Origin of the sequence: Comamonas piscis (assembly GCF_014109725.1) — a bacterium.
In the GTDB taxonomy this organism is placed as follows: Bacteria; Pseudomonadota; Gammaproteobacteria; order Burkholderiales; family Burkholderiaceae_C; genus Comamonas; species Comamonas piscis.
In genome coordinates this window covers 2,898,864-2,919,382 of the sequence record NZ_CP058554.1, presented here as the reverse complement: position 1 = coordinate 2,919,382, position 20,519 = coordinate 2,898,864, and the positions used below count along the sequence as shown (strand labels likewise).

Here is a 20,519-nt window from a genome sequence, read left to right as displayed (position 1 = left end):
CACTCTGCCGCTGCGCAGAATGACAACCACCGAGAGGACATCCATGCTTTCATCCCGCTACCTCGCCTCCCTGTCCGCTGTCGCTGCCGCCTTGCTGGCAGCAGGCTGCGCCACCACCGGCGATATCGAAGACCTGCCCCGCCCCAAGTCGGGCCACTGGCAAGTCAGCTCTACCGACCAGAATGGCCAGACGGTGCAGTTCCAGGATTGCATGGACAAGGACACCTTCTACAAGACGCGCGAACTGCAAAAAGCCAAATACGATGTGCAGCAGTGCAAGACCAGCAGCTTGAAGGACAGCAATGGCTGGCAGTTCAGCTCCAACTGCAAGGTCGGCCAAACCGAGCAGCGCATTGAGAGCAGCCGCAAGATCAGCGGTGACTTCCAGCACAACTTCCATGTGCTGTCGGTGACCAAGCAGCAGATGCCCAACGGCAGCACAGTGGAGACCACCCGCAACATCAAGGGCGAGTACCTAGGCGCCTGCCCTGCAGGCATCAACCCCGGCGACCGTGTCTTTGAAGGCGGCGGCAAAATCAACTTCTACGACATCACGGGCCTGAGCCCCAAGTAAGCACGCAAGTGCTGCTCACCAGCCAGCCCGGCACTGCCGGGCTTTTTTACGCTTCCACGCTCGGCCATTTTGCTGATCCAAGTCTAGTAATGGGCGATTCAGATACAGTACGATGCTCAGCCGTTGGACTGCCGCCCGCCCTTGTCATGCAGCCGCTGGCTCCTTGCCAGCCAGCACATGCCACCATCCCTGGATGCGGGATGGCAAGGCCCAGCCCTATTCCACACCGCTTTTCCTATCCAACACCCGAAAAATGCGGCCGCTGTGCCTGGCATTTTCCGCAGATCTCCTCCATGTCCCAGCCCTACCTCACCGCCGCGCTTTACCAGTTCATCGACCTGCCGGAGTTTGCCCAGTGGCAGCAGCCACTGCAGGCGCTGTGTGACCAGCACCAGGTCAAGGGCTTGCTGCTGCTGGCCCATGAAGGTATCAACGGCACGATTGCTGGACCGCCCGGCGATGTGCAGGCGGTTCTGGACTGGCTGAAGCGCGATCCGCGCCTGGCCAACCTCGTACATAAAGAGGCCCATGCCGACCACAACCCTTTCTACCGCATGCGTGTGCGGCTCAAGCAAGAGATCGTGACCTTGGGCGTGCCGGCACTGAACCCGGCGCTCAACGCCGGCCAGTATGTGAAGCCCGAGGACTGGAATGCGCTGATCAGCCAGCCCGATGTCGTGCTGGTCGACACCCGCAATGACTACGAGGTGGGCATTGGCAGCTTTGAAGGCGCGGTCAACCCGCACACCAAGAGCTTTACCGAGTTTCCGCAATGGGTGGCCGAGCAATCCCAGCCCGGCGGCGCGCTGCATGGCAAGCAAAAAGTGGCCATGTTCTGCACCGGTGGCATCCGCTGCGAAAAATCCACCGCCTACATGAAGACCCAGGGCTTTGAGGATGTGTACCACCTCGAAGGCGGCATCCTCAAGTACCTGGAAACAGTGGATGCGGACGAATCGATGTGGTGGGGCGACTGCTTTGTGTTTGACGAGCGTGTCTCGGTCGGCCATGGCCTGGTGCGCGGCCCGCACCAGCTCTGCCGCAGCTGCCGCATGCCGCTGGGCGCGGACGAGCTGGCCCATGCCCACTATGTGCGCGGCGTCGCCTGCCCCTACTGCCATGGCAGCCGCACGCCAGAGCAACTGCAATCGCTGGCAGAACGCCAGCGCCAGATGGATCTGGCGCAAGAGCGCGGCGACACCCACCTGGGCCATACCCAGGCAAGCTCGCAGCAATCGCGCCAGCAAAAAGTGGCTGCGCAGCAAGAGGCCTTGCAGGGCCTGCCGGTGCTGTACTCCTTCCGCCGCTGCCCCTACGCGATGCGCGCCCGCCTGGCGCTGGCCTATGCCGGCATTGCCTGCCAGTTGCGCGAGGTCGTCCTCAAAGACAAGCCCCAGGCGCTGCTGGATGCATCGCCCAAGGCCAGCGTGCCGGTGCTGGTGTTGGCCGATGGCACCGTGCTGGAAGAGAGCCTGGAGATCATGCTTTGGGCACTGCGCCAGAATGACCCGGACCAGTGGCTGAGGCCCACGGCCGGCAGCCTGGACGAGATGCAGGCGCTGATTGCCCGCCATGACAGCGAATTCAAACCCGCTTTGGACCGCTGCAAATACCCCAGCCGCTATCCGCAAGAAGACGCCGTTGCCGCAGCAGCCACGGCCCAGGCCTTTCTGGCCGCGCTGAACCGGCAGCTGTCGACGTCCGGCTATCTGTACGGCCGCGACCCGAGCCTGGCCGACATGGCCATCCGCCCCTTTGTGCGCCAGTTCGCCGGCATCGACGAAGCCGCATGGCAGAATCACCCCTGGCCCCACCTGCAAGCCTGGCTGCTGCGTCTGACCGACTCGGCACTGTTCGAGCAGGTGATGGAAAAATACCCTGCCTGGCACCCGGACGAAGCGGGCGTGCTGTTCCGCTGAGCGGACACCGCCCACCCGGCACGCGAGTGACAGGCACTGCCAGCGGATGCACATCGCTGCGCCCGCTGCAGCGCTTGCCCGGCATTGACCGCCTGCGCCCACTACCGTGCCATGATCCAGTCCATCCAGATCCTGCGTTTTGCTGCCGCCCTGTGGGTGGCGCTTTACCATGCGCGGACCTATAGCTTCTTCCCCGAACTCCCCGCCCCGCTGCGCGCCATTGCCGAGGGCGGCTTTGTCGGTGTCGACATCTTCTTTGTCATCAGCGGCGTCATCATGGCGCTCGCCACGACGAATACCCCCAGCGGCTTTCGCCCCTCCGCCCAGTTTGTTGCCACCCGCTTTTCCCGCATCTACACCGGCTGGTGGCCGGCGATGCTGCTGTACGTCGTCGGTTTGCAGGCGCTGGGCGCCATGCCTCCCGATGTAAACCTGCTGTCGTCCGCTTTGCTTTACCCGGCCAATTTCAGCCTCCACATCAATGCGGTGACCTGGACGCTGGTATTTGAGCTGTATTTCTACCTGCTGATCGGCGCCAGCCTGCTCTTGCCCAAGCCCTGGCGCGACCGGGCACTGGCGGCATGGGGCGCCACCATGGTGGTGCTGGTGCTGTACTACGCCGCCACCGGCCGCTACCGACCAGACATGTTCGCGCAGACCACGCCGCTGATCTGGTTCTATGCGGCGCCGCTGGTGCTGGAGTTCTTTGCCGGCTACTTTATGTACCGCTGGCTGCAACGCCGCCCGCAACAGCGCTGGTATGCCTGGCTGCTGGCCAGCGCTCTGCTCTGCGCTGCTGCGGTGTACTACAGCGTCAGTGCCACCTTGTATGCCCCCGGCATTGTCGGTTTCTACCACTGGCCGGAACGCGCCCTGCTGGTGGGCGCGGCAACCACCGCGCTCGTCGCTGCGGCCTTGCTGATGCCGCAACCCCAACATCCGGCCTGGCGGCTGCTCGCCAAACTGGGCGATTACTCCTTCGCCATTTATCTGCTGCACCTGCTGGTGTTCCAGCTCGTGCAGCGTTTCATCAACTCGATGGCGGTCGAGATTCCCCACCGCTCAGTCAGCCTGCTGCTGGTGTTGGCGGTCCTGGTCGCCCTGTCGGCCCTGTACTTCCACGCCATCGAACACCCCATCTACCAAGCCTGCCGGCGCGGCATTGCGCGCTGGGCAGCCCCCAAGCCATGACCCAAGCCCCTATCCATCTGATCTTTGCCCGTGCCCGTAACGGCGTGATTGGCCGAGACAACCAACTGCCCTGGCACCTGCCCGAAGACATGGCCTTCTTCAAGCAAAAGACCGCCGGAGGCACGGTCGTCATGGGCCGCAAGACCTGGGATTCGCTGCCACCGCGCTTTCGCCCGCTGCCAGGCCGCGACAATGTGGTCGTCACCCGCCAGAGCGGCTGGCAGCCTAGTCCCGCCAGTGAAAAGGTCCATGTCGCGGCCGATCTGCCGCAGGCGCTGGCCACGGCCCAGGCATTGGGCCAGCCGGTCTGGGTGATTGGTGGCGCGCAGATCTATGCCCAATCGCTGGACCTGGCAGACGAGGTCTGGGTCACCGAGATCGACCAGGATTTTGACGGCGATGCCCATGCGCCGGTTCTGGATGGCCAGTGGCAGGAAGTCTCGCGTGAGACCCACACCAGCAGCAACGGCCTGCCCTTTGCGTTTGTCTGCTACCGGCGTAGGGAAGGCTAAAAGCACGAAGTAGGACAGGCTCCGCACCCAAGGCACCACGCTGGTGCAGCGCAGCAAATTGATGCAAAATGGATTTCATCCAATAGCAATCTGCGGCGCGCCGGACCAAGCACCGGTTACCGCAACAAGACGGAATACTGTGACGATGAGCCTGGTACAAGCTTTGCCCGCCGGCCCGTTGGATGTCATCGGCGATGTGCACGGCGAGCGCCAGGCACTGCAAGCGCTGGTGCGGCATCTGGGCTATGACGACCTTGGCGACCACCCGACAGGCCGCAAACTGGTGTTTGTCGGCGATTTCTGTGATCGGGGTCCCGACAGCCCCGGCGTGCTGGCCTTGGTGCGCCGCTGGGTGGAAGCCGGCAATGCCTACGCAGTGATCGGCAACCATGAAATCAATCTGCTGCGCGAAGATGCCAAGGACGGCTCCGGCTGGTACTTCGACGAACGCATTGAGGCCGACAACCCCAAATATGCCCCCTATGCGCGCGCCGACCAGGCCTTTGACGACGAGATGCTGCCCTTTTTGCGCCAGCTACCTCTGGCGCTGGAGCGCCCGGACCTGCGCATCGTCCATGCCGCCTGGATCGACGACAAGATCAACCAGGCCCGCGCGCTGCGGCCCGGCCATGTCGCCGAAGACTATGACCGGCTGGAGCAAGAAGCCTATCTGCATGCCAAGACCTTGGGCATTCCCGCCCGGCTGAACGCCGAAAACCAGGCCTGGCCCTTCCATCTGGAAGATGGCGCCCATTGCCCGCCCTTCATGCCCGCACACGCCGACAGCGAGCTGAACAAATCCCAGTACAACCCCCTGAAGGTGCTGAGCTGCGGTGTGGAGCGCCGTGGCACCGAGCCCTTTTATGCCGGCGGCAAATGGCGCTTTGTCGAGCGCGTTGCCTGGTGGGATGCCTATGCGGACAGTACGCCCGTCATCGTCGGCCACTACTGGCGCCGCATCCATGAGCTTGACCGCTCGGTACTGGGCAAAGGCGACCAGGATCTGTTCGCCGATATCCACCCGCATGCCTGGCACGGCCAGCGGGGCAATGTGTTTTGCGTGGACTTTTCCGTGGGTGCGCGCTGGACGGCCCGGCTCGCCGGTCAACCGCCTGAACAAGACTTCAAACTGGCAGCGCTGCGCTGGCCCGAGCGGGTGCTGGTGCTTGACGATGGCAGCGCGGAGCCAACAACAGGCTTTATGCAGGCACCTACGCCAGCGCTGGTCTGACGCCCAAGCCATTCATTGGCGCGTAAAAAAGCGGCCCATGGCCGCTTCGTCATTTGTGGCTTCACGCCCTCTGCCCATAATCTGGGCTGCGCTTACAGGCCCAGGGCTGCAATGCCCGCCTTGGCGATCTGTGCATCTTCTGGTGCCTTGACACCGCTGACACCCACGGCGCCCAGGCATTCACCGTCCTTCATGATCGGCACGCCACCTTCGAGCATGCCGTCGATCAGCGGCGCGCTGAGGAATGCGGTGCGGCCACCATTGATCATGTCCTCAAAGCCCTTGCTCTCGCGGCGGCCCAGCGCCGAGGTACGTGCCTTGGACACGCAGATGTGGGCCGACACGGGGGCCGCGCCGTCGCGGCGGATCATGCCCAGCAGATTACCGCCGTCATCGACCACGGCAATGCTTACGACCCACTGGTTCTTGACCGCTTCGGCCTCTGCCGCATTCAACACCGCCTTGACGTCGGCCAACTCCAGCACTGCTTTGGTTTTCATGGTGACTCCTTGGAAAATTTCGGGAAACCCGGTTGTTCAGCCTGCCAGCATAACGGCATTCCAGCACGCTAATTCATCGCTGACATCACAGCATTTATGCCAAAAATCGCGGTAATCCACGGCGCACTTCAGGCTGCCGCGTCTTCGGACGCCACATCTGCCACCACTGCCTCGGCCCTGACCAAGGGCGCATGGCCATCCCATTCAAACACCGCCATGCTCTCGACGTGGGCCGTATGCGGGAACATGTTGACGACGCCCGCAGCCACACAGCGGTAGCCCGCCTGGTGAACCAGCAGGCTGGCGTCGCGCGCCAGGGTTGCCGGATTGCAACTCACATAGACAATGCGCTTGGGCGGAGTCCAATCTTTAGCGCTGTCAGGCAGTGGCGCCGTATCAGGGATCTGGTGGCGGGCCTTGTGGATGTCGGCCAGCGCCGTGGACAGCGCAAAAGCACCTTCGCGCGGTGGATCGACCAGCCATTTGTCGGCCTGGCCATCGGCGATCAGCATCTCGGGCGTCATTTCGAACAGGTTGCGGGCCACAAAGCGGGTAGGCGCCAGCGCACTGCCTTCGGGGCGGATGGCATTGTTGGCGGCATAGTTCTCGTGCGAGCGCTGCACCAGGGTCTCCGAACCCTCGATGCCCAGCACCTCACCGGCCATCGTGCCAATCGGCAAGGTGAAGTTGCCCAGGCCGCAGAACCAGTCGATCACGCGCTCGGTCTTCTTGGCATCCAGCAAGCGCAGCGAGCGCGTCACCAGCACCTGGTTGATGTGCGGGTTGACCTGGGTGAAGTCGGTGGGCTTGAACGGCATGGTGATGCCGAAATCCGGCAGCGCATAGGACAGCTGCTCGCCGATGCCATCCATCAGGTGCACGGTGTCCGGCCCCTTGGGCTGCAGCCACCATTGCACCTGGTGGGCGGCAGCAAAATCGCGCAGGCGCTGCAGATCGGCGTCGCTCAAAGGCTCCAGATGGCGCAGCACCAGGGCGGTGACATGGTCGCCACAGGCCACTTCGATCTGCGGGCAGGTCTCGCGGGCGTCCAGGCTGCCGATCAGCGCGCGCATCGGCATCAGCAAGGCATCGACATGGGGCGGCAAGATCTTGCAGGTTTCCATATCGGCGATGTAGCGGCTCTTGCGTTCATGGAAGCCGACCAGCACCTTGCCCTTCTTGGCGACATAGCGCACCGACAGCCGCGAGCGGAAGCGGTAGCCCCAGCTGGGGCCCTCAATGGGGCGCATCACCGTCTCGGGCACCACCTTGCCCAGGTGCCAGAGGTTGTCCTCCAGCACGCGCTGCTTGGTGGCAATTTGCGCACCCACATGCAAATGCTGCATCTTGCAGCCACCGCAGGCACCGGCATGCAAGCCGAAGTTGGGGCAACCCGGCTGCACCCGCTGCGAGGACTCGCGGTGGATCTGCAGCAGGTCAGCCTGCTCCCAGTTGTTTTTCTTGCGCCGGGTCTTGGCGCTCACCCATTCGGTGGGCAAGGCGCCATCGACAAAGACCACCTTGCCATCGGCACGGCGCGCCACGCCTTGCGCGTCCATGTCCATGGACACGATCTTCAGGGCATCTGCGGGGAACTGGGCCGCCTCGGCGGCGTCGGGGGATTCGGGGGATTCGGGGATATTCTGTGGGGTCTGCGCTTCGCTCATCCCGGCATTTTCGCAGGCTGGGCAATGGCCTGCGACCAACCTACGGCAATTTGGCGCACTTGGCCTCAAAAAATACGCATGCCCAGGCTTAGCGCGGGTGGGAACGGGTTCCGGCTAGCGTGCGGCACCGGCCCGGTTCACCGGTACCGGCTCGTGCCGCATAGCTGCCGCGTCATAGCTGCTGCGATGGCGCAACACCGCATCCATGTGCTGTTCGGCCCACAGCCGCAGTTCGTCCAGCGTTGCTGCCAGCGACTGGCCCAGCGGTGTCAGGCTGTACTCCACCTTGGGAGGTGAGCTGGCAAATACTTCGCGGCTCACGATACCGTCACGCTCCAGTGCCCTGAGGGTTTGGGTCAGCATCTTTTGGGATACGCCCTCAATGCCCTGGCGCAATTGCCCAAACCGCCACGGCCCTGAGCGCAGCAGGCCCAGCACCAGCACCGTCCATTTGTCGGTTACGCAGTCCAGCACCTGCCGCGTGGGGCAAGTCGCCAAATAGGGATTCCAGGCAGGGTGGCGGTTGTCGTTGGTCACTTTTTGGTTCCTATATCACATTCAAGTGCCTTATTGCATCAATTAATCATTGCTTTTAAGCTCATCATTTTTATGCATCTGCACATAAACAGCTTTCTGGCCAGTTTGCAGACAATCAACAAGGAAGATGATGAACACAGCTCACAACATGGAAATCGTACGCGCTTATTTCGATGCGGCCGCACGGGGCGATCTGGAAGCCGTCGGCGCCGCTTTCAGTGACGATATCGAATGGCACCAGCCAGGGAAGGGAACGCTGTCGGGGCTGCACCAGGGCAAGGCCGCTGTCTTCGCACTGCTGGGCCAGTTCATGCAACGCAGCGGGGGCAGTTTTCGCATCGATGCCGTTGGCCCATTAATGGCCCAAGGTGATCTGGTTTCTACGCCGCTGCACTTCTGCGCCGAAAAAGCGGGTGCCGCGATGGCGATGTCGGGCATCGATGTGCTGCGCATCGAAAACGGTCGCATCCGGGAAGTCTGGCTTTTCTCCGAAGACCAGGGCGCGGAAGACGCTTTCTGGGGTTAACCGTCCAGCCACTCGCTGGGGGTCGAAGACATAAAGGTGCGCTACTGGCGTCAAGCCGTTGGCATACGGTTCATTCCAAAATACAAACACCAACGCAAAGGGCAGCAAAAAAGCTGCCCTTTGGCGTATGGATCAGGTGCTTACTGCGCGAAGATCATGCTGCCCAGCTTCAGTTGGTCGGTGACCATGTTGGCGCTGCTGGACGTCAGCTTCTTGGCACCCGGCAGGCTGTGCACCTCGGTGACACAGACCGTGTTGTTGGGGGTGAATACAACGCGGCTGCCGCTGGGAAGCTCGCCGGCAGTTTGGTGCAGTGGCTTGGACATGTCGACAGGCGGCTCTGCACTGCGGTAAATGACTTCGTTCTTGGCGTCATACACGGTGTAGCACACCGCCTGCGCCCAGGCCGATGCCGTGAGCGCCAGCACGGCCAGTGCACTGGATTTGAAGCTGTAACTGGTACCTGTCATGGCTGGAACTCCCACAATCTTTTTTATCGATCCTGCGAAGTTACCAAATTTCTTTCAACAGTGCACCCTGGTTTTCCGCTGAAAGGTCAAGAAAAATCAACTAAAAACAAAAACTTACATAAAACGGCAAAGCAAGCAGTTTTATTCAAAATTGATATTGATAATTATTCTCATTCAATGCTATGATCCGCCCATCGCCGCTGCCAGGGCCATTGCGCATCCAAATACGCCAATCGCCCGCGCAAAAGCGATTGTTTCATCGTGGGGCGACTCTTGGGGCCCGTTCAGCTCCAGGGTCGTTTTGGCCAGCCAACGATCTTTTCGCACAGCCACGCATATTTTCGATGAAACGCTTGCGGCCACCTCAGCGCTGCATGGCCCTATCTCAAGCCCAGCGGCCGCATCTGCAGCCTGGCCCTGCTTCGGCAAACCCTGCCTGCGCTCGTACCCCCTTACCTCCGGATTTCAAAGCTCACCCTGGCGCAAACCGCTGGATCGCCGAACCTGGCGTTCGGTCGCTTCTTCCAGCACCAGGAAATTGCTGCTGCCACCTGCCACGACGGTCAACCAGTGCTTGGCGCGGGTCAGGCCGGTGTAGACCAGTTCCCGCGTCATGATGGGCGACAGGTTGGGCGGCAACACGACGGCCGCATGGCTGAACTCCGAACCCTGGGATTTGTGGATGGTCATCGCATACACAGTCTCTACCGATTGCAGGCGGCTGGGCAGCACCCAGCGCAGGCCTTCGCTGGTGGCAAACACCACCCGCAGAGCACCCTGGGCCATGCCCATCCCTCCGGCCTCAGGCGCTTGGCTTGCCGGCATTTGCACGGTGATACCAATATCGCCATTCATCAGCTTGAGGCTGTAGTCATTGCGCGTGACCAGCACCGGACGTCCGGCATACCAGCCACTGCTTTGCGCGATCAGCTCGCGGTGGGCCAGCAGCTGGGCAATGCGCTCATTGAGCCCCTCCACGCCCCAGGGGCCGCTGCGCAGCGCGCACAGCACCTGAAACGCGCCATGGGCGCGCAGCAAACGCTGCGCCCACTGGTTCAAGGCTTCGGGGCTGGGGTTGGGCGGCATCTCGCGCAAGACCTGCAGATAGTAGCCATAGCCCTGGGGCCCGGCCTCGCGCTTGGCAGCGCTGTCTACAAAGCGTTTGCCTCCGCCCTCCAGCACCAGTTGCGCCAAAGAGGAATGCGTTAGATCAGGCACGGGATAGGCAGCCAGATCCGGATAGCCCGCCTTCAGCAGCGGTTTGATGGCCTTGCGCCGCCCGGCGTTCACCACCGCTGCGAGCTGGCCAATGCCGCTGTCGGCATGGAAGCGGTGGCTGACCCGCAGCATGGCCACCGCCTGGTCCAGCGGTTTGCCGGCGATATCCTGCAGCTCGGCCGGCACCTGCTCGCCCGTCACCTGCTGCAGCCACTGCGCCGTTTCATGCCAGTACAGGCCCCGCTCGGACTGGGCGCACAGCTCACCCAGCACCGCCCCGGCCTCGACCGAAGCGAGCTGGTCCTTGTCGCCCAGCAGCACCAGCCTGGCCTGCGGCGGCAAAGCCGACAGCAGTGCTGCCATCATCTCCAGATCGACCATCGAGGCCTCATCGACCACCAGCACATCCAGCGCCAGCGGGTGCTGGGCATCATGGCGAAAATGCCGGCTGTCGGGCCGGCTGCCCAGTAGCCGGTGCAGGGTCTGGGCCTCGGCAGGGATCAGCGGTTTCAGACTGCGCGCTTCGCCACTGCCCGTTTCCAGCGGCACCGCTGGCAGCTGCGCATCATCGAGGCGCTGCAAGGCCTGCACAATCGATTCAGACAGGCGGGCTGCCGCCTTGCCTGTGGGCGCAGCCAGGCAGATCCGCAGCGGCCGCCCCTGCTGCTGCAAGGCCATGCTCTGCAACAAGGCCAACAGCTTGACCACCGTCGTGGTCTTGCCGGTGCCCGGGCCGCCGGTGATGATGGAAAAGGCGCTGGATGCCGCCATCGCACAGGCCATTTTTTGCCAATCCGGGCCGTGGTCAGCGCTGCTGGCTGCGGGAAACAGCCGATCGAGTGCCTGGCGCAACTGCGTATCTTGCGCAGCACTGCGCCCCTGGCGAAGATGCTGGCTGGCGGCAATGCGCTGGCCGATGGCCTGCGCCACATCCTGCTCATACTGCCAGTAGCGGCGCAGATAGAGGCGATCGCCCTGCAAAACCAGCGGCGTACCGCCTTTGCTGAGCGTGCCTGGTGCCGCCACCAAGGCACTGGTCTGCAGCAGCGATTGCCACTGCAGCAGACTGACCTGGGCCAGCATCTCGCTGGGCAATGGCAAGGGCGTGGCCTCTGTCGCGCCACTGCCTTGGGGGGCAGTATCTGGCGGCAGCGACAGTGCAAAGCGGCTGTTGTCCAAGGTGGCCTGCAGATCCAGGCAGACATGGCCGCGGCCCAATTGGTGGCTGGCCAGCGCGGCAGCCAGCAACACCAGCGGCGGGGCCGAGGGATCGAGACCATGCAAAAAAAGCACCAGCGCCTGGTCCAGGCTGCGCAGCCAGCCATGGGCCGTCCAGCGCTCCACCGTATGCAAGAGGCTGGCCGTCGCACTGTCCGTCACTGCGGGCACGGTGGCTGCAGATGGCTGTAGGGGCATGCCGTCCTGGGGTTCTGTCGTCATTGCATTCATCATCATTGCGCAAACAGCGCATCGAGCGCATCCATCAGTGCGCGCGGAGGTTTGTCGGTATAGAGGCCATGGTGCTCCGCATCCACGCCCCGCAGGAACCAATACTGCACGCCGCCCACATCGCGCTCGTAGTCATAGCCCGGCAAGCGCTGCTGCAGCAAACGGTGCAGCGCATAGCTGTACAGCACATATTGCAGGTCATAACGGTGCTGCAGCACGGCATCGGCCATGGTCTCTGGGGTGTAGGCCGCGCTGTCGGTCCCCAGCCAGTTGGATTTGTAGTCCATCACGTAGTAGCGGCCGCCCTGCTCAAACACCAGATCCATATAGCCCTTGAGCATGCCATGGAGCTGGTTGCCCAGCAGCGCAGGCCTGGCCTGGCCAGGCAGCACATGCTGCTGCACCAGCGCATCGAGCTGAGCGGTGGAGGCCCGGCTGATCGACAGCCAGAACTCCATCTCGACCTGGTAATCGCCCAGCGACTGCAGTGCTGCCGCTGCCTCGACGGGTCCGTCCGCCTTGCCCTGCAGCACCAGCGGTGTCTGCAGCCATTGCCGCACAAAGCCTTGCAAGGGCCCGGCCCAGTCGGCCCAGCCCCGCAGCTGGCAGCGGTAGGCGATGATGCCATCCAATGCCGCCGGCTTGCTGAGCACGGTGGCAAAGCCCTCTTGCGCGCACCACTCCAACAGGCCGTGCAAAAAGTTACCGGCATCGGGGCCTTTGGGGAAGGCATGCAGGCTGCCGGGCTGCGGCTGCCCGGGCGCTGCCGTATCGGGCAGACGCTGCTGTGGCTCCAGGTACTGGTCCTGCTGGGCGGTTTCCGGTTCTGCAGCCACCAACGGCTCTTCCGTCCACAGGCTCGGATTTGGTGTGGAATGGCCCAGCCGTTCGGTCAGCGCCGAGAAGCTGGCAATCCACCAGTGCTCGTCGGCCTGGCGCCGGGGGAAGCGCGCGGGGTAGACCAGCGGCGGGCGCTCGGGCTGGTAGCGCTGCAAGTCGGCCTCGGGCACCGGCTGCACCGCGATATGCGCGCAGCCCTGGGCAAAGTCTTGCAGATAGCCATGCAGCGCCAGGTCAGGCAGCTTTTGCCCGCCTGCCAACAGATAGCCCACCGCGCTTTTCTCCAGACTGCCCGCCCGGCTCATGCCCTTGGCCAGCGGCGCCACCCCCAACCACAGCGCGTACTGGGCACGGGTCAGTGCCACGTAGAGCAGGCGCATGTCCTCGCTCAGCCGCTCGTCGTTGTGGGCGCTGATGGCATCGGCATCCTGGTTGCTCAGTTCCACCACCAAACGGCCCGAGACGGCATCGTGGTACTGCGCATAGCCCCGGCTCTTGCCGTCAAAATCGCGCCAGCTGCTGATGAAGGGCAGCAACACCAGCGGGTATTCCAGGCCCTTGGATTTGTGGATGGTGACCACTTTGATCAGGTCGGCATCGCTCTCCAGCCGCAAGATCTCTTCCTCGCCCTCGGGTTGCGCCATCTGCTCGGCCAAACGCCGGATCAGCGCCTGCGCGCCCTCCACCTCGGTCGAGGCACGCTGCAGCCATTCAGCCAGGTGCAGCACATTGGTCAGGCGCCGTTCGCCACCGGGCTGGGCCAGCCAGCGTGCGGGCAGGTCAAAATCCACCAGCCACTGGCGCAGCATCGGCAGAACACCTTTTTTCTGCCACAGCTGCTGGAGCGCGCGCGTGCGCAGCGCCAGTTGCTCCCAATGCTGCTCGTCATGGTTGAGCCGCTCCAGCTCCTGCCAGGACCAGTCCATCGCACCAGTGGCCAGTGCCACGCGCAGCAGACCATCGTTGCCCGGCGCATTCACGGCCCGCAACCAGCGCAGCATGTCAGCTGCCTCTGCGGCCTGAAAGACAGAGTCGCGGTCCGAGAGGTAGACACTGGCCAGGCCCCGGTCCTTGAGCGCATTGCGCACCAGCTCGGCCTCGGCACGGCCCCGCACCAGGATGGCGATATCGGCCGGTCGCAGTGGGCGGTCCAGCGCATCGGCAGCGCTGCCAAAGCCCGCTTGCCCGCTGCGGGCGGCGTTGAGCCAGTGCGTTATCTGGCTGGCGGCTGCCTGGGCCATGCGCTGGCGGTAAGCGGACTCGGGCACACCGGTTCGGGCGGATTTGGCGGCGGCTGCCGCGTCCCCAGCTTCAGAACCCGCCGCGTCATCCGCGCCAGCCTGCAGCGTCCACAAGGTCATCGCGGCGCTGGCACTGCCATCGACGAACAGCGCATCTTTGCGGCCATTGGCATCGACCGCCACAAAGGGCACGGGGTTGCGTGCTTCGTCCTGCCGGAACCGGAAAGCCGCCCGGGGATGGCGCTCGGCCTGCCCAAAACAGTGGTTGATGGCCTGCACCACCGCCTGGGTCGAGCGGTAGTTGGTGCCTAGCGAATAATGCCGCCCCTCGGTCGCCCCACGGGCCTGCAGGTAGGTGTAGATGTCAGCACCGCGAAACGCATAAATTGCCTGCTTGGGGTCGCCAATCATGAACAGGCCCTGCGCGGAGTCGTTGTCTGCGATGCGGTAGATGCGGTCAAAAATGCGGTACTGCAGAGGATCGGTGTCCTGGAACTCATCGATCATCGCGACCGGAAACTGGCTGCGAATGCGCTGTGCCAAGGCCTCACCGCCCGGCGCATGCAGGGCCGCATCCAGCCGCTGGAGCAGGTCATCAAAGCCCAGCTCGGCGCGTCGCTGTTTTTCGTCTGCCAGCGCCCGCTGTACATGGGCGCTGGCGTGGCGCAGCAGCAAGGGCTTGTGCGGCGTGGACAGCTGCGCATCTTGCGCGACCGCCTCCAGCCAGGCATCGATGGCGGCAAAGGCCGCATGCGCGGGCACGGCTACGCCTTTTTTGGCCTTGATGCCTGATTGGCTGAAGGCCCGGATCTTGGCGGGGGCTGCTGCGCCCGTGCTCCAGGCGGCCAAGGCCTCCAGCCAGGCTGCGAATACGCCGGGCTCGTCTTTCTTAGGGTAGACCACGCCATTCAATCCAGGCAGCAGCGCGTTCAGCAGCTGCTCCAGCTCGGGCCGGTTTTGCTGCCACAGCGTGCGCGCAGTGTCCTCCAGCGCCTGGTGGCGCAGCGCGGCTTCGCTGGCCTGGGCCAGCAAGGCCTCAGGGTCCACCTGCTCCGCATCGGCCAAGGCCTCGCCCTCGTAGTGCCAGTCGGCATCCTGGCGGCTCAGCATCGGCGCAATGGCCGCTTGCAAGGCCTGGGGGCTGGCCACGATCTGCAGCAGGCTGCGCAGCGATGGCGCAGGCAGATCGTAGAACTGGCGGCGCCAGTAGTCCTGCACCACCTGGGTCAGCAGCTCACTCTGGTCGGTGATCAAGGTTTGCTGGAACAGGCTGCCGCTGTCAAAAGCGTGCTCGCGCAGCATGCGGTAGCACCAGCTGTGGATGGTGGAGACTGCCGCCTCGTCCATCCAGTTGGCGGCCTCATGCAGCAAGCGAGCGCAGCCCGGCCACCGGCTGGCCGGGTAGTCGGCGCGCAGCGCCAGCAGCAGCGGATCAGTGCCCGCTTGGCTCTGAAGATCGTCCGCGTCGCGGGCAAACAGCTGGGCCGCTTCCGACAGTCGATGGCGAATGCGGTCGCGCAGCTCCTGTGTGGCCGCATCGGTAAAGGTGACCACCAGAATATCGGGCGGTGCCAGCGGCCGGCCAAAGGCCTGCTCGCCGCCGTGCTGCAGCACCAGCCGCAGGTACAGCGCCGCAATCGTATAGGTTTTGCCGGTACCGGCGCTGGCCTCGATGAGGCGGCTGCCCCAGAGCGGAAAACGCAGGGGCTCCAGCGGCAGGGTGGCAGAAGATGCGGGCGACTGGCCGGGCGGCATGGCGCTCATCACTGGCCCTCCTCGTCACCCTGGGCAAAACGCGCCAGGCCTTGCGGGTGCTGGGCGTTGACCAGCTGTACATGCGCCAGCATGTCGCCATACAGTTGTTGCGCCACGTCCAGCAGGCCTGCGGCCAGCAGCTGTTCAAAATCGGGGAATGTGCGGGCCAGCTCGGCCGAGCGCTGCAGCTCACCATGGCCCCGGTAGCTGTCGTCATACAGCATGGCCAACTGGCCGGCGCTGCTCTTGGGCGCCAGGCTGGCGATGGAGGTGCGCACGGCGGCGGGCAAGGGTGCACGCATGCCCTGCTGCCACAGCGCCAGCAACTGGCGCCAAGCGGCAGTGGCCTCGCTTGCGGGCAAAGGCGCAAAGACGGCAATGCCCGACTCGGTACATACCACGGTGCTGATCGCCTGACCGGCGCTGTGCCAGGCCAGGTGCTCCACCCAGGCCCGCACCAGCCGGTCCTGGCGCAGCTGGTCGCCCGCATGCAGGCGCCCGGCGGACAGGCTGATTTTGGCGGCACGCGGTAGGTTGGTGCTGTCGGTCCAGCGCAGGCCGCGCAGCCAGTCGGTGACTGTCATGCCCTGCGCATCGCTGTAGCGCAGCTCCAGCGCATCGCTGGTCGCCACCGGCCAGTAGCGCAGTGCCGCCGCATAGACCTGCAGCGTGCGCTGCACCGCATCACAGGCGGGCTCCAGCGCGCAATCGGCAAAGGCGCGCAGCGGCAGCCGGCCTTCCAGGCGCAGGCGCTGGGCCACAGTATCCAGTTGCCTGCGCAGCGCAGGCGCATCGGCAGCGCCTGCGGGGTTGTCGCGCACCCAGGGCTCCATCGCTTCGAGCAAGCTCGCCTGCAGCGCCCAGGCCTGCAGGCCATCGGGGGCAAACATTTCCTCGTCTTGGCCGGTCAGGTCCTCGTCTGCAAAAAACACCCGCAGCCGCTGGCGAAAGAACGCCGCCACCGGCTTTTGCGCAAAGTCCTGCAGTTGGCGCAGGCTCAGTGCTGCATCCAGCGCCATCTCCGGCAAGGGCTCCAAACTGTCCTCCAGCACGCCTGCCTGCGCGCCGATGCCATCCCCATGCACACCATGCCATTCCTGCGCATAGGTGTAGAGGCCATCGCTGTCACCCTGCGAAGGCGCCTGCGCAAAATAGCGCGGGCTGAAAGGCTGCAGCGGGTGCTCCTGCGTCAGCGCCTGCAGCAGGGCATCAGCACCCGAATCCGCATCGTGGCCCGCCAGGCGCCAGCCCTGGGCCAGATGGTCGCGCAGCTGGCCGATCAACACCGATGGCGGGCGCGCCGTGCTGTCGCGGATGCTGCGCCCCACCCAGCTGATGTAGAGCTGCTCGCGGGCCGACAGCACGGCCTCCAGCAGCAAATAGCGGTCGTCATCGCGGCGCGAGCGGTCACCGGGCCGGTACTGCTGGCGCATCAGGTCAAAATCCAGCACCGACACCGGGCGCGGGTAGGCGCCGTCGTTCATGCCCAAGAGGCAGACCACTCGAAACGGAATCGCCCGCATAGGCATCAGGCTGCAAAAGCTGACGGCACCAGCCATGAAGCGCTGGTTCAGGCTGCTGGCATCCATGCCCGCCAACCAGGCCTCACGTGCCACCGACAGCGGCACCGGCGCATCAAATGCTGCCGCCTGGCACTGGCCCAGCCAGCGCTCCAGCCCTTGCAGCAGCTGCATCTGCAGCAGCTTCTCGCGTTCTTCTTGCGGGTCAAACAGCAGGTCCAGCACCTGGCGGGCGCGTTCCACCCAGGCAGATGGTGCGGCCTCCTCGGCCAGCAGTGCACATGCCTGTTCCAATGCACGCAGCAAGGCCGCCAGGCCGCCCAGCGCGGCGGCATCCAGGCCACCTATCTCGTCATAGGGCTGGATATCGTCCAGCGCCTCGCCCCGGCCCACTGCAAAGCCCAGCAACATGCGTCGCAGGCCAAAGCGCCAGCTGTTGGTCTCGCCCGCCTGCGCCAGGCCAATGCGGCCACGCTGCGCCGCATCCAGCCCCCAGCGCACGCCTGCGCCTTCAATCCAGCGGTGCAGCAGGGAGAGGTCCTCCTGTTCAATGCCAAAACGCTGCCGCACGGCATCGACGGCCAGCAGGTCCAGCACCTCGCTCACCGCAAAGCGGCTGTCGGGCAGAGCCAGGACCAGCTCCAGCGCCACCAGCATGGGTTCGCGGCCGCGCTGGCTCTGGTCGGCCAGGGTGTAAGGAATAAAGCGCGGGTCCGCACGTGCCGTGCGGCCAAACACCGCATCGATGTGCGGGGCGTAGACCTGGATGTCGGGCACCATCACGATGATGTCGCGGGGCCTCAGACTGGGGTCTGCACCCAGCCGCGCCAGCAGTTGGTCGTGCAGCACTTCTACCTCACGCTGCGGGCTGTGGGCGGTGTGGAAGCGGATGGAACCATCGCCGGCCGGGTCTACCGCTGGCCACAGGGCACGGCTTTCGGCCAGCGGCCGCAAATCCAGAATGTCGTCCTGCAGTTGGGCGAGCATGTGCGTAGGCTCGGCCTCGCCAAACAGGTCAATCCGCCCGCCATTGACCGGGCTGAGCAACGCGGCGTAGCGGTCTGGCTGGTCGAATTCATCAATCAGGTGGATATAGTCGCGCCCCTGCTTGCCCCAGGCGGCCAGCAGCGGGTGGGCATGCTGGTGCAGGTCGTCGTCGTGGACCAAGCCCTGCATGCTGCCCTTGCGCTGCTGGCGGCGGTACTGGTGGCGCAGCAAATCCTTGTCGGCGACGATGTCCGACCAATGGTGGCGGCAGGGGTTGTGTACACAGAGCAGCACCTGCGCGCTACGCGACATGGCGGCCAGCGCCTGCAAGGTCTGCGCAGGCATCGATGAGATGCCAAACACCACAATGCGGCGTGGCAGGCCCTGGCTGGGTAGGTGAGGCTCGGTCCGGGGCTGGGGCTGCTGCCAGAACTGCACAAAGCGCTGGTGGACTGCTGCGCGGCTGGTGTCCATGCCAGTGGCGCCCACATCACCCAGCAATGCACGCCAGAGCATCGCCTGCCACTGCTGCTCCGCATCCAGCGGTTGGGCATCGCCCCGCGCGCTGCGCAGCAGGTCGCGACCCTGGGCCCAGTCCTGCAGCCAGTCGGCTCGGTAAACCTGGTACTGGTCAAACAAATCGGCAATGCGCTCGGCCAGCTGATAGCGCCGGCGCTGGTCATGGTCCTCAGCCAAAAAACGCTGCAGCGCGGCAAAGGCGGGCTGGGTCAGCAGGTCGGGCAGCAGGCGCATCAGCCGCCAGGTCAGCGGCTGCTTGTCCAGCGGCGATATCTCGGGCACATCCTGCTTGCCGAGCACGGCTCGGTAGGCCTGCCACAAAAACTGCGCCGGCAGCTGCACATCGACCGCCGCCGTTATGCCGCAACCACCCTCGGCCACCGGCTGCGCCATCGACAGCTTGAGCCACTGCGCAATGCCATTGCTCTGCACCAGAATGGTTTCGCTCTCCAACGGCCTCAGCGGGTAGCGCTGCATCCAGGCCACCACCAGGTCGCGCAGCGCCTCCGGATGGTTGCTGTGGATCACCATCAGGCCGGGGGTCATCGCGTGGGAGGAGGAGGATTGCATCAGGAGGAGAGAAATGCGCGGGTCATGCCAGCGTTTGACTGTAACGCAGCCCACGGCCCACGGGGGCCGCCAGGGCGAGAGCAGGCAAGAAAAAGGCAGCCGAAGCTGCCTGTGCGGTGCAAAAAGCGGCCGGCCTCAATCCACCGTGGCGCCTGAAGACTTGACCACCGGCGCCCAGCCAGCGACTTCGGACTTGATGAAGGCGCCAAACTGCTCGGGGGTGTTCTTCTCGGCCACGGCGCCCAGCTTTTCGTAGGCTTCCTTGACCTGGGGCTTGTCAAAGGCGCGGTTCATCGCGGCATTGAGCTTTTGCACCACTTCGGGCGGCGTGCCGGCCGGCGCGATCAGACCAAACCAGGACGAGACATCAAAGGGTTTGATGCCGCTTTCTTCCATCGTCGGCAGATCGGGCGCGGTGGGCGAGCGCTTGGTGGTGGTCACCGCCAGCGCCTTGAGCTTGCCCGCCTTGGCATGCGGCCAGGCAGAGGGCATGTTGTCGAACATGAACTGCACCTGGCCGCCCATCAGGTCGGTGAGTGCAGGCGAGCTGCCCTTGTAGGGGATGTGCTGGGTCTTCAAGCCCGTGCGCATCTTGAACAGCTCACCGGCCATGTGGATCGAGGTGCCACTGCCCGAGGACGCGTAGGACACCTTGTCCGGGTTGGCCTTGGCGTAGGCAATCAGCTCTTGCACGCTGTTGACCGGCACATTGGGGTTGACCACCAGCACATTGGGCACCTTGGCGCCCAGCGCGACGGGCGCAAAGTCCTTTTCCAGGTCAAAGCGCACCTTGGGGTACAGGGTCTGGTTGATGGCGCTGGTGACGGCCACAAACAGCAAGGTGTAGCCGTCGTTATCGGCCCGGGCGACCTGCTCGGTGGCGATATTGCTGCCAGCACCTGGCTTGTTGTCCACGACAAAAGACTGGCCCAGCTCGGCCGTCAGCTCCTTGGCCATGATGCGTGCCACCACATCGGTGGTGCCGCCTGCGGAAAAGCCGACGACCACACGCACAGCGCGCTCGGGGTATTTTTTGGGATCGGCGGCCTGGGAGGCGAATGGCAGCAATGCGGCAGCACCCAGCAGGCTGGCGGCCAAAACGTTGCGGCGCGTGGGCAGGCATGCGGCCGCGATGCGGCTGCGCGTAGATGGGCTCATGGTGTCTCCTTGGCACCTGGACGCTGAGCACATCCAGGCGGTTGGCTTATGGTGGCTGCAGCCTGGTGCGGCTGCAGCCCCGGCGGGCCTTTGTGGCCTGCCAAGCGCCGGATTGTGCCACGGCACCGCGGCTCC

14 protein-coding genes and 1 pseudogene are annotated in these 20,519 nt (G+C 64.4%); 7 read left to right on the top strand and 8 right to left on the bottom strand.

Features of this window, described 5'->3' with window-relative positions; genetic code table 11:
- Positions 1-43 precede the first annotated feature (43 nt).
- The 6 genes and pseudogenes from HS961_RS13155 (at position 44) to HS961_RS13135 (ending at position 5,427) form a co-directional block, all read left to right on the top strand.
- A complete protein-coding gene (locus tag HS961_RS13155) occupies positions 44-574 on the top strand; it encodes a DUF3617 domain-containing protein (protein WP_182322627.1) in 531 nt (176 codons plus the stop codon).
- Positions 575-663: 89 nt separating this feature from the next.
- Positions 664-1,782: pseudogene (locus HS961_RS23640) on the top strand (rhodanese-related sulfurtransferase); the annotation flags it as partial.
- 63 nt (positions 1,783-1,845) lie between these two features.
- On the top strand, positions 1,846-2,493 hold the full coding sequence (locus HS961_RS23635) for a glutathione S-transferase (protein ID WP_272956302.1): 648 nt from the start codon (positions 1,846-1,848) through the stop codon (positions 2,491-2,493).
- Positions 2,494-2,604: 111 nt separating this feature from the next.
- Positions 2,605-3,684: an acyltransferase family protein gene (locus HS961_RS13145; protein WP_182322624.1), complete on the top strand. Its 1,080-nt coding sequence runs from the start codon at positions 2,605-2,607 to the stop codon at positions 3,682-3,684.
- The gene (locus HS961_RS13140) at positions 3,681-4,196 is read left to right on the top strand and encodes a dihydrofolate reductase (RefSeq protein WP_182322622.1); all 516 of its coding nucleotides are present in this window, start codon (positions 3,681-3,683) and stop codon (positions 4,194-4,196) included. The genes HS961_RS13145 and HS961_RS13140 overlap by 4 nt, the downstream gene beginning before the upstream one ends.
- Before the next feature lie 145 nt (positions 4,197-4,341).
- A complete protein-coding gene (locus tag HS961_RS13135; RefSeq protein ID WP_182322620.1) occupies positions 4,342-5,427 on the top strand; it encodes a metallophosphoesterase in 1,086 nt (361 codons plus the stop codon).
- A 92-nt stretch (positions 5,428-5,519) separates the two neighbouring features.
- Here the strand turns inward: HS961_RS13135 and HS961_RS13130 are convergent, their stop codons facing one another.
- From HS961_RS13130 to HS961_RS13120, 3 genes are all read right to left on the bottom strand, one after another.
- Positions 5,520-5,927 carry a GlcG/HbpS family heme-binding protein gene (locus tag HS961_RS13130; RefSeq protein ID WP_182322618.1) on the bottom strand — a complete coding sequence of 136 codons (408 nt, stop codon included), beginning with the start codon at positions 5,925-5,927 and terminating at the stop codon, positions 5,520-5,522.
- A gap of 128 nt (positions 5,928-6,055) precedes the next feature.
- Positions 6,056-7,594, bottom strand: coding sequence for a 23S rRNA (uracil(1939)-C(5))-methyltransferase RlmD (gene rlmD / locus HS961_RS13125; protein ID WP_182322616.1), 1,539 nt, complete (start codon positions 7,592-7,594; stop codon positions 6,056-6,058).
- 114 nt (positions 7,595-7,708) lie between these two features.
- Entirely contained in the window at positions 7,709-8,131 is a 423-nt protein-coding gene (locus HS961_RS13120; RefSeq protein WP_202883114.1) for a winged helix-turn-helix transcriptional regulator, read from the bottom strand.
- A 130-nt stretch (positions 8,132-8,261) separates the two neighbouring features.
- Between HS961_RS13120 and HS961_RS13115 the strand changes: the two genes are divergently transcribed.
- A complete protein-coding gene (locus HS961_RS13115) occupies positions 8,262-8,657 on the top strand; it encodes a nuclear transport factor 2 family protein (protein WP_182322614.1) in 396 nt (131 codons plus the stop codon).
- Between the two features lie 140 nt (positions 8,658-8,797).
- On the opposite strand, the gene HS961_RS13110 is transcribed toward HS961_RS13115, so the two are convergent.
- The 5 genes from HS961_RS13110 to HS961_RS13090 form a co-directional block, all read right to left on the bottom strand.
- Positions 8,798-9,127 carry a hypothetical protein gene (locus tag HS961_RS13110; protein WP_182322612.1) on the bottom strand — a complete coding sequence of 110 codons (330 nt, stop codon included), beginning with the start codon at positions 9,125-9,127 and terminating at the stop codon, positions 8,798-8,800.
- Positions 9,128-9,592: 465 nt separating this feature from the next.
- On the bottom strand, positions 9,593-11,785 hold the full coding sequence (gene recD / locus HS961_RS13105; protein WP_182322610.1) for an exodeoxyribonuclease V subunit alpha: 2,193 nt from the start codon (positions 11,783-11,785) through the stop codon (positions 9,593-9,595).
- A gap of 11 nt (positions 11,786-11,796) precedes the next feature.
- Complete coding sequence (gene recB / locus HS961_RS13100; protein ID WP_238347595.1) at positions 11,797-15,639, bottom strand: exodeoxyribonuclease V subunit beta; 3,843 nt, start codon at positions 15,637-15,639, stop codon at positions 11,797-11,799.
- Entirely contained in the window at positions 15,639-19,226 is a 3,588-nt protein-coding gene (gene recC, locus HS961_RS13095) for an exodeoxyribonuclease V subunit gamma (RefSeq protein WP_202883112.1), read from the bottom strand. Before recC ends, recB begins: the two co-directional genes overlap by 1 nt.
- A gap of 135 nt (positions 19,227-19,361) precedes the next feature.
- Positions 19,362-20,384 carry a tripartite tricarboxylate transporter substrate binding protein gene (locus tag HS961_RS13090; RefSeq protein WP_182322608.1) on the bottom strand — a complete coding sequence of 341 codons (1,023 nt, stop codon included), beginning with the start codon at positions 20,382-20,384 and terminating at the stop codon, positions 19,362-19,364.
- Positions 20,385-20,519 lie beyond the last annotated feature (135 nt).

Bases quoted from the DNA above. Each gene is read 5' to 3' on its own strand.
- HS961_RS13090 (WP_182322608.1), bottom strand. From the start codon at position 20,384: ATGAGCCCATCTACGCGCAGCCGCATCGCGGCCGCATGCCTGCCCACG.
- HS961_RS13130 (WP_182322618.1), bottom strand. From the start codon at position 5,927: ATGAAAACCAAAGCAGTGCTGGAGTTGGCCGACGTCAAGGCGGTGTTG.
- HS961_RS13115 (WP_182322614.1), top strand. From the start codon at position 8,262: ATGAACACAGCTCACAACATGGAAATCGTACGCGCTTATTTCGATGCG.
- HS961_RS13145 (WP_182322624.1), top strand. From the start codon at position 2,605: ATGATCCAGTCCATCCAGATCCTGCGTTTTGCTGCCGCCCTGTGGGTG.
- HS961_RS13155 (WP_182322627.1), top strand. From the start codon at position 44: ATGCTTTCATCCCGCTACCTCGCCTCCCTGTCCGCTGTCGCTGCCGCC.
- HS961_RS13135 (WP_182322620.1), top strand. From the start codon at position 4,342: ATGAGCCTGGTACAAGCTTTGCCCGCCGGCCCGTTGGATGTCATCGGC.
- recC (WP_202883112.1), bottom strand. From the start codon at position 19,226: ATGCAATCCTCCTCCTCCCACGCGATGACCCCCGGCCTGATGGTGATC.
- HS961_RS13140 (WP_182322622.1), top strand. From the start codon at position 3,681: ATGACCCAAGCCCCTATCCATCTGATCTTTGCCCGTGCCCGTAACGGC.
- recD (WP_182322610.1), bottom strand. From the start codon at position 11,785: ATGACGACAGAACCCCAGGACGGCATGCCCCTACAGCCATCTGCAGCC.
- rlmD (WP_182322616.1), bottom strand. From the start codon at position 7,594: ATGAGCGAAGCGCAGACCCCACAGAATATCCCCGAATCCCCCGAATCC.
- HS961_RS13110 (WP_182322612.1), bottom strand. From the start codon at position 9,127: ATGACAGGTACCAGTTACAGCTTCAAATCCAGTGCACTGGCCGTGCTG.
- recB (WP_238347595.1), bottom strand. From the start codon at position 15,639: ATGAGCGCCATGCCGCCCGGCCAGTCGCCCGCATCTTCTGCCACCCTG.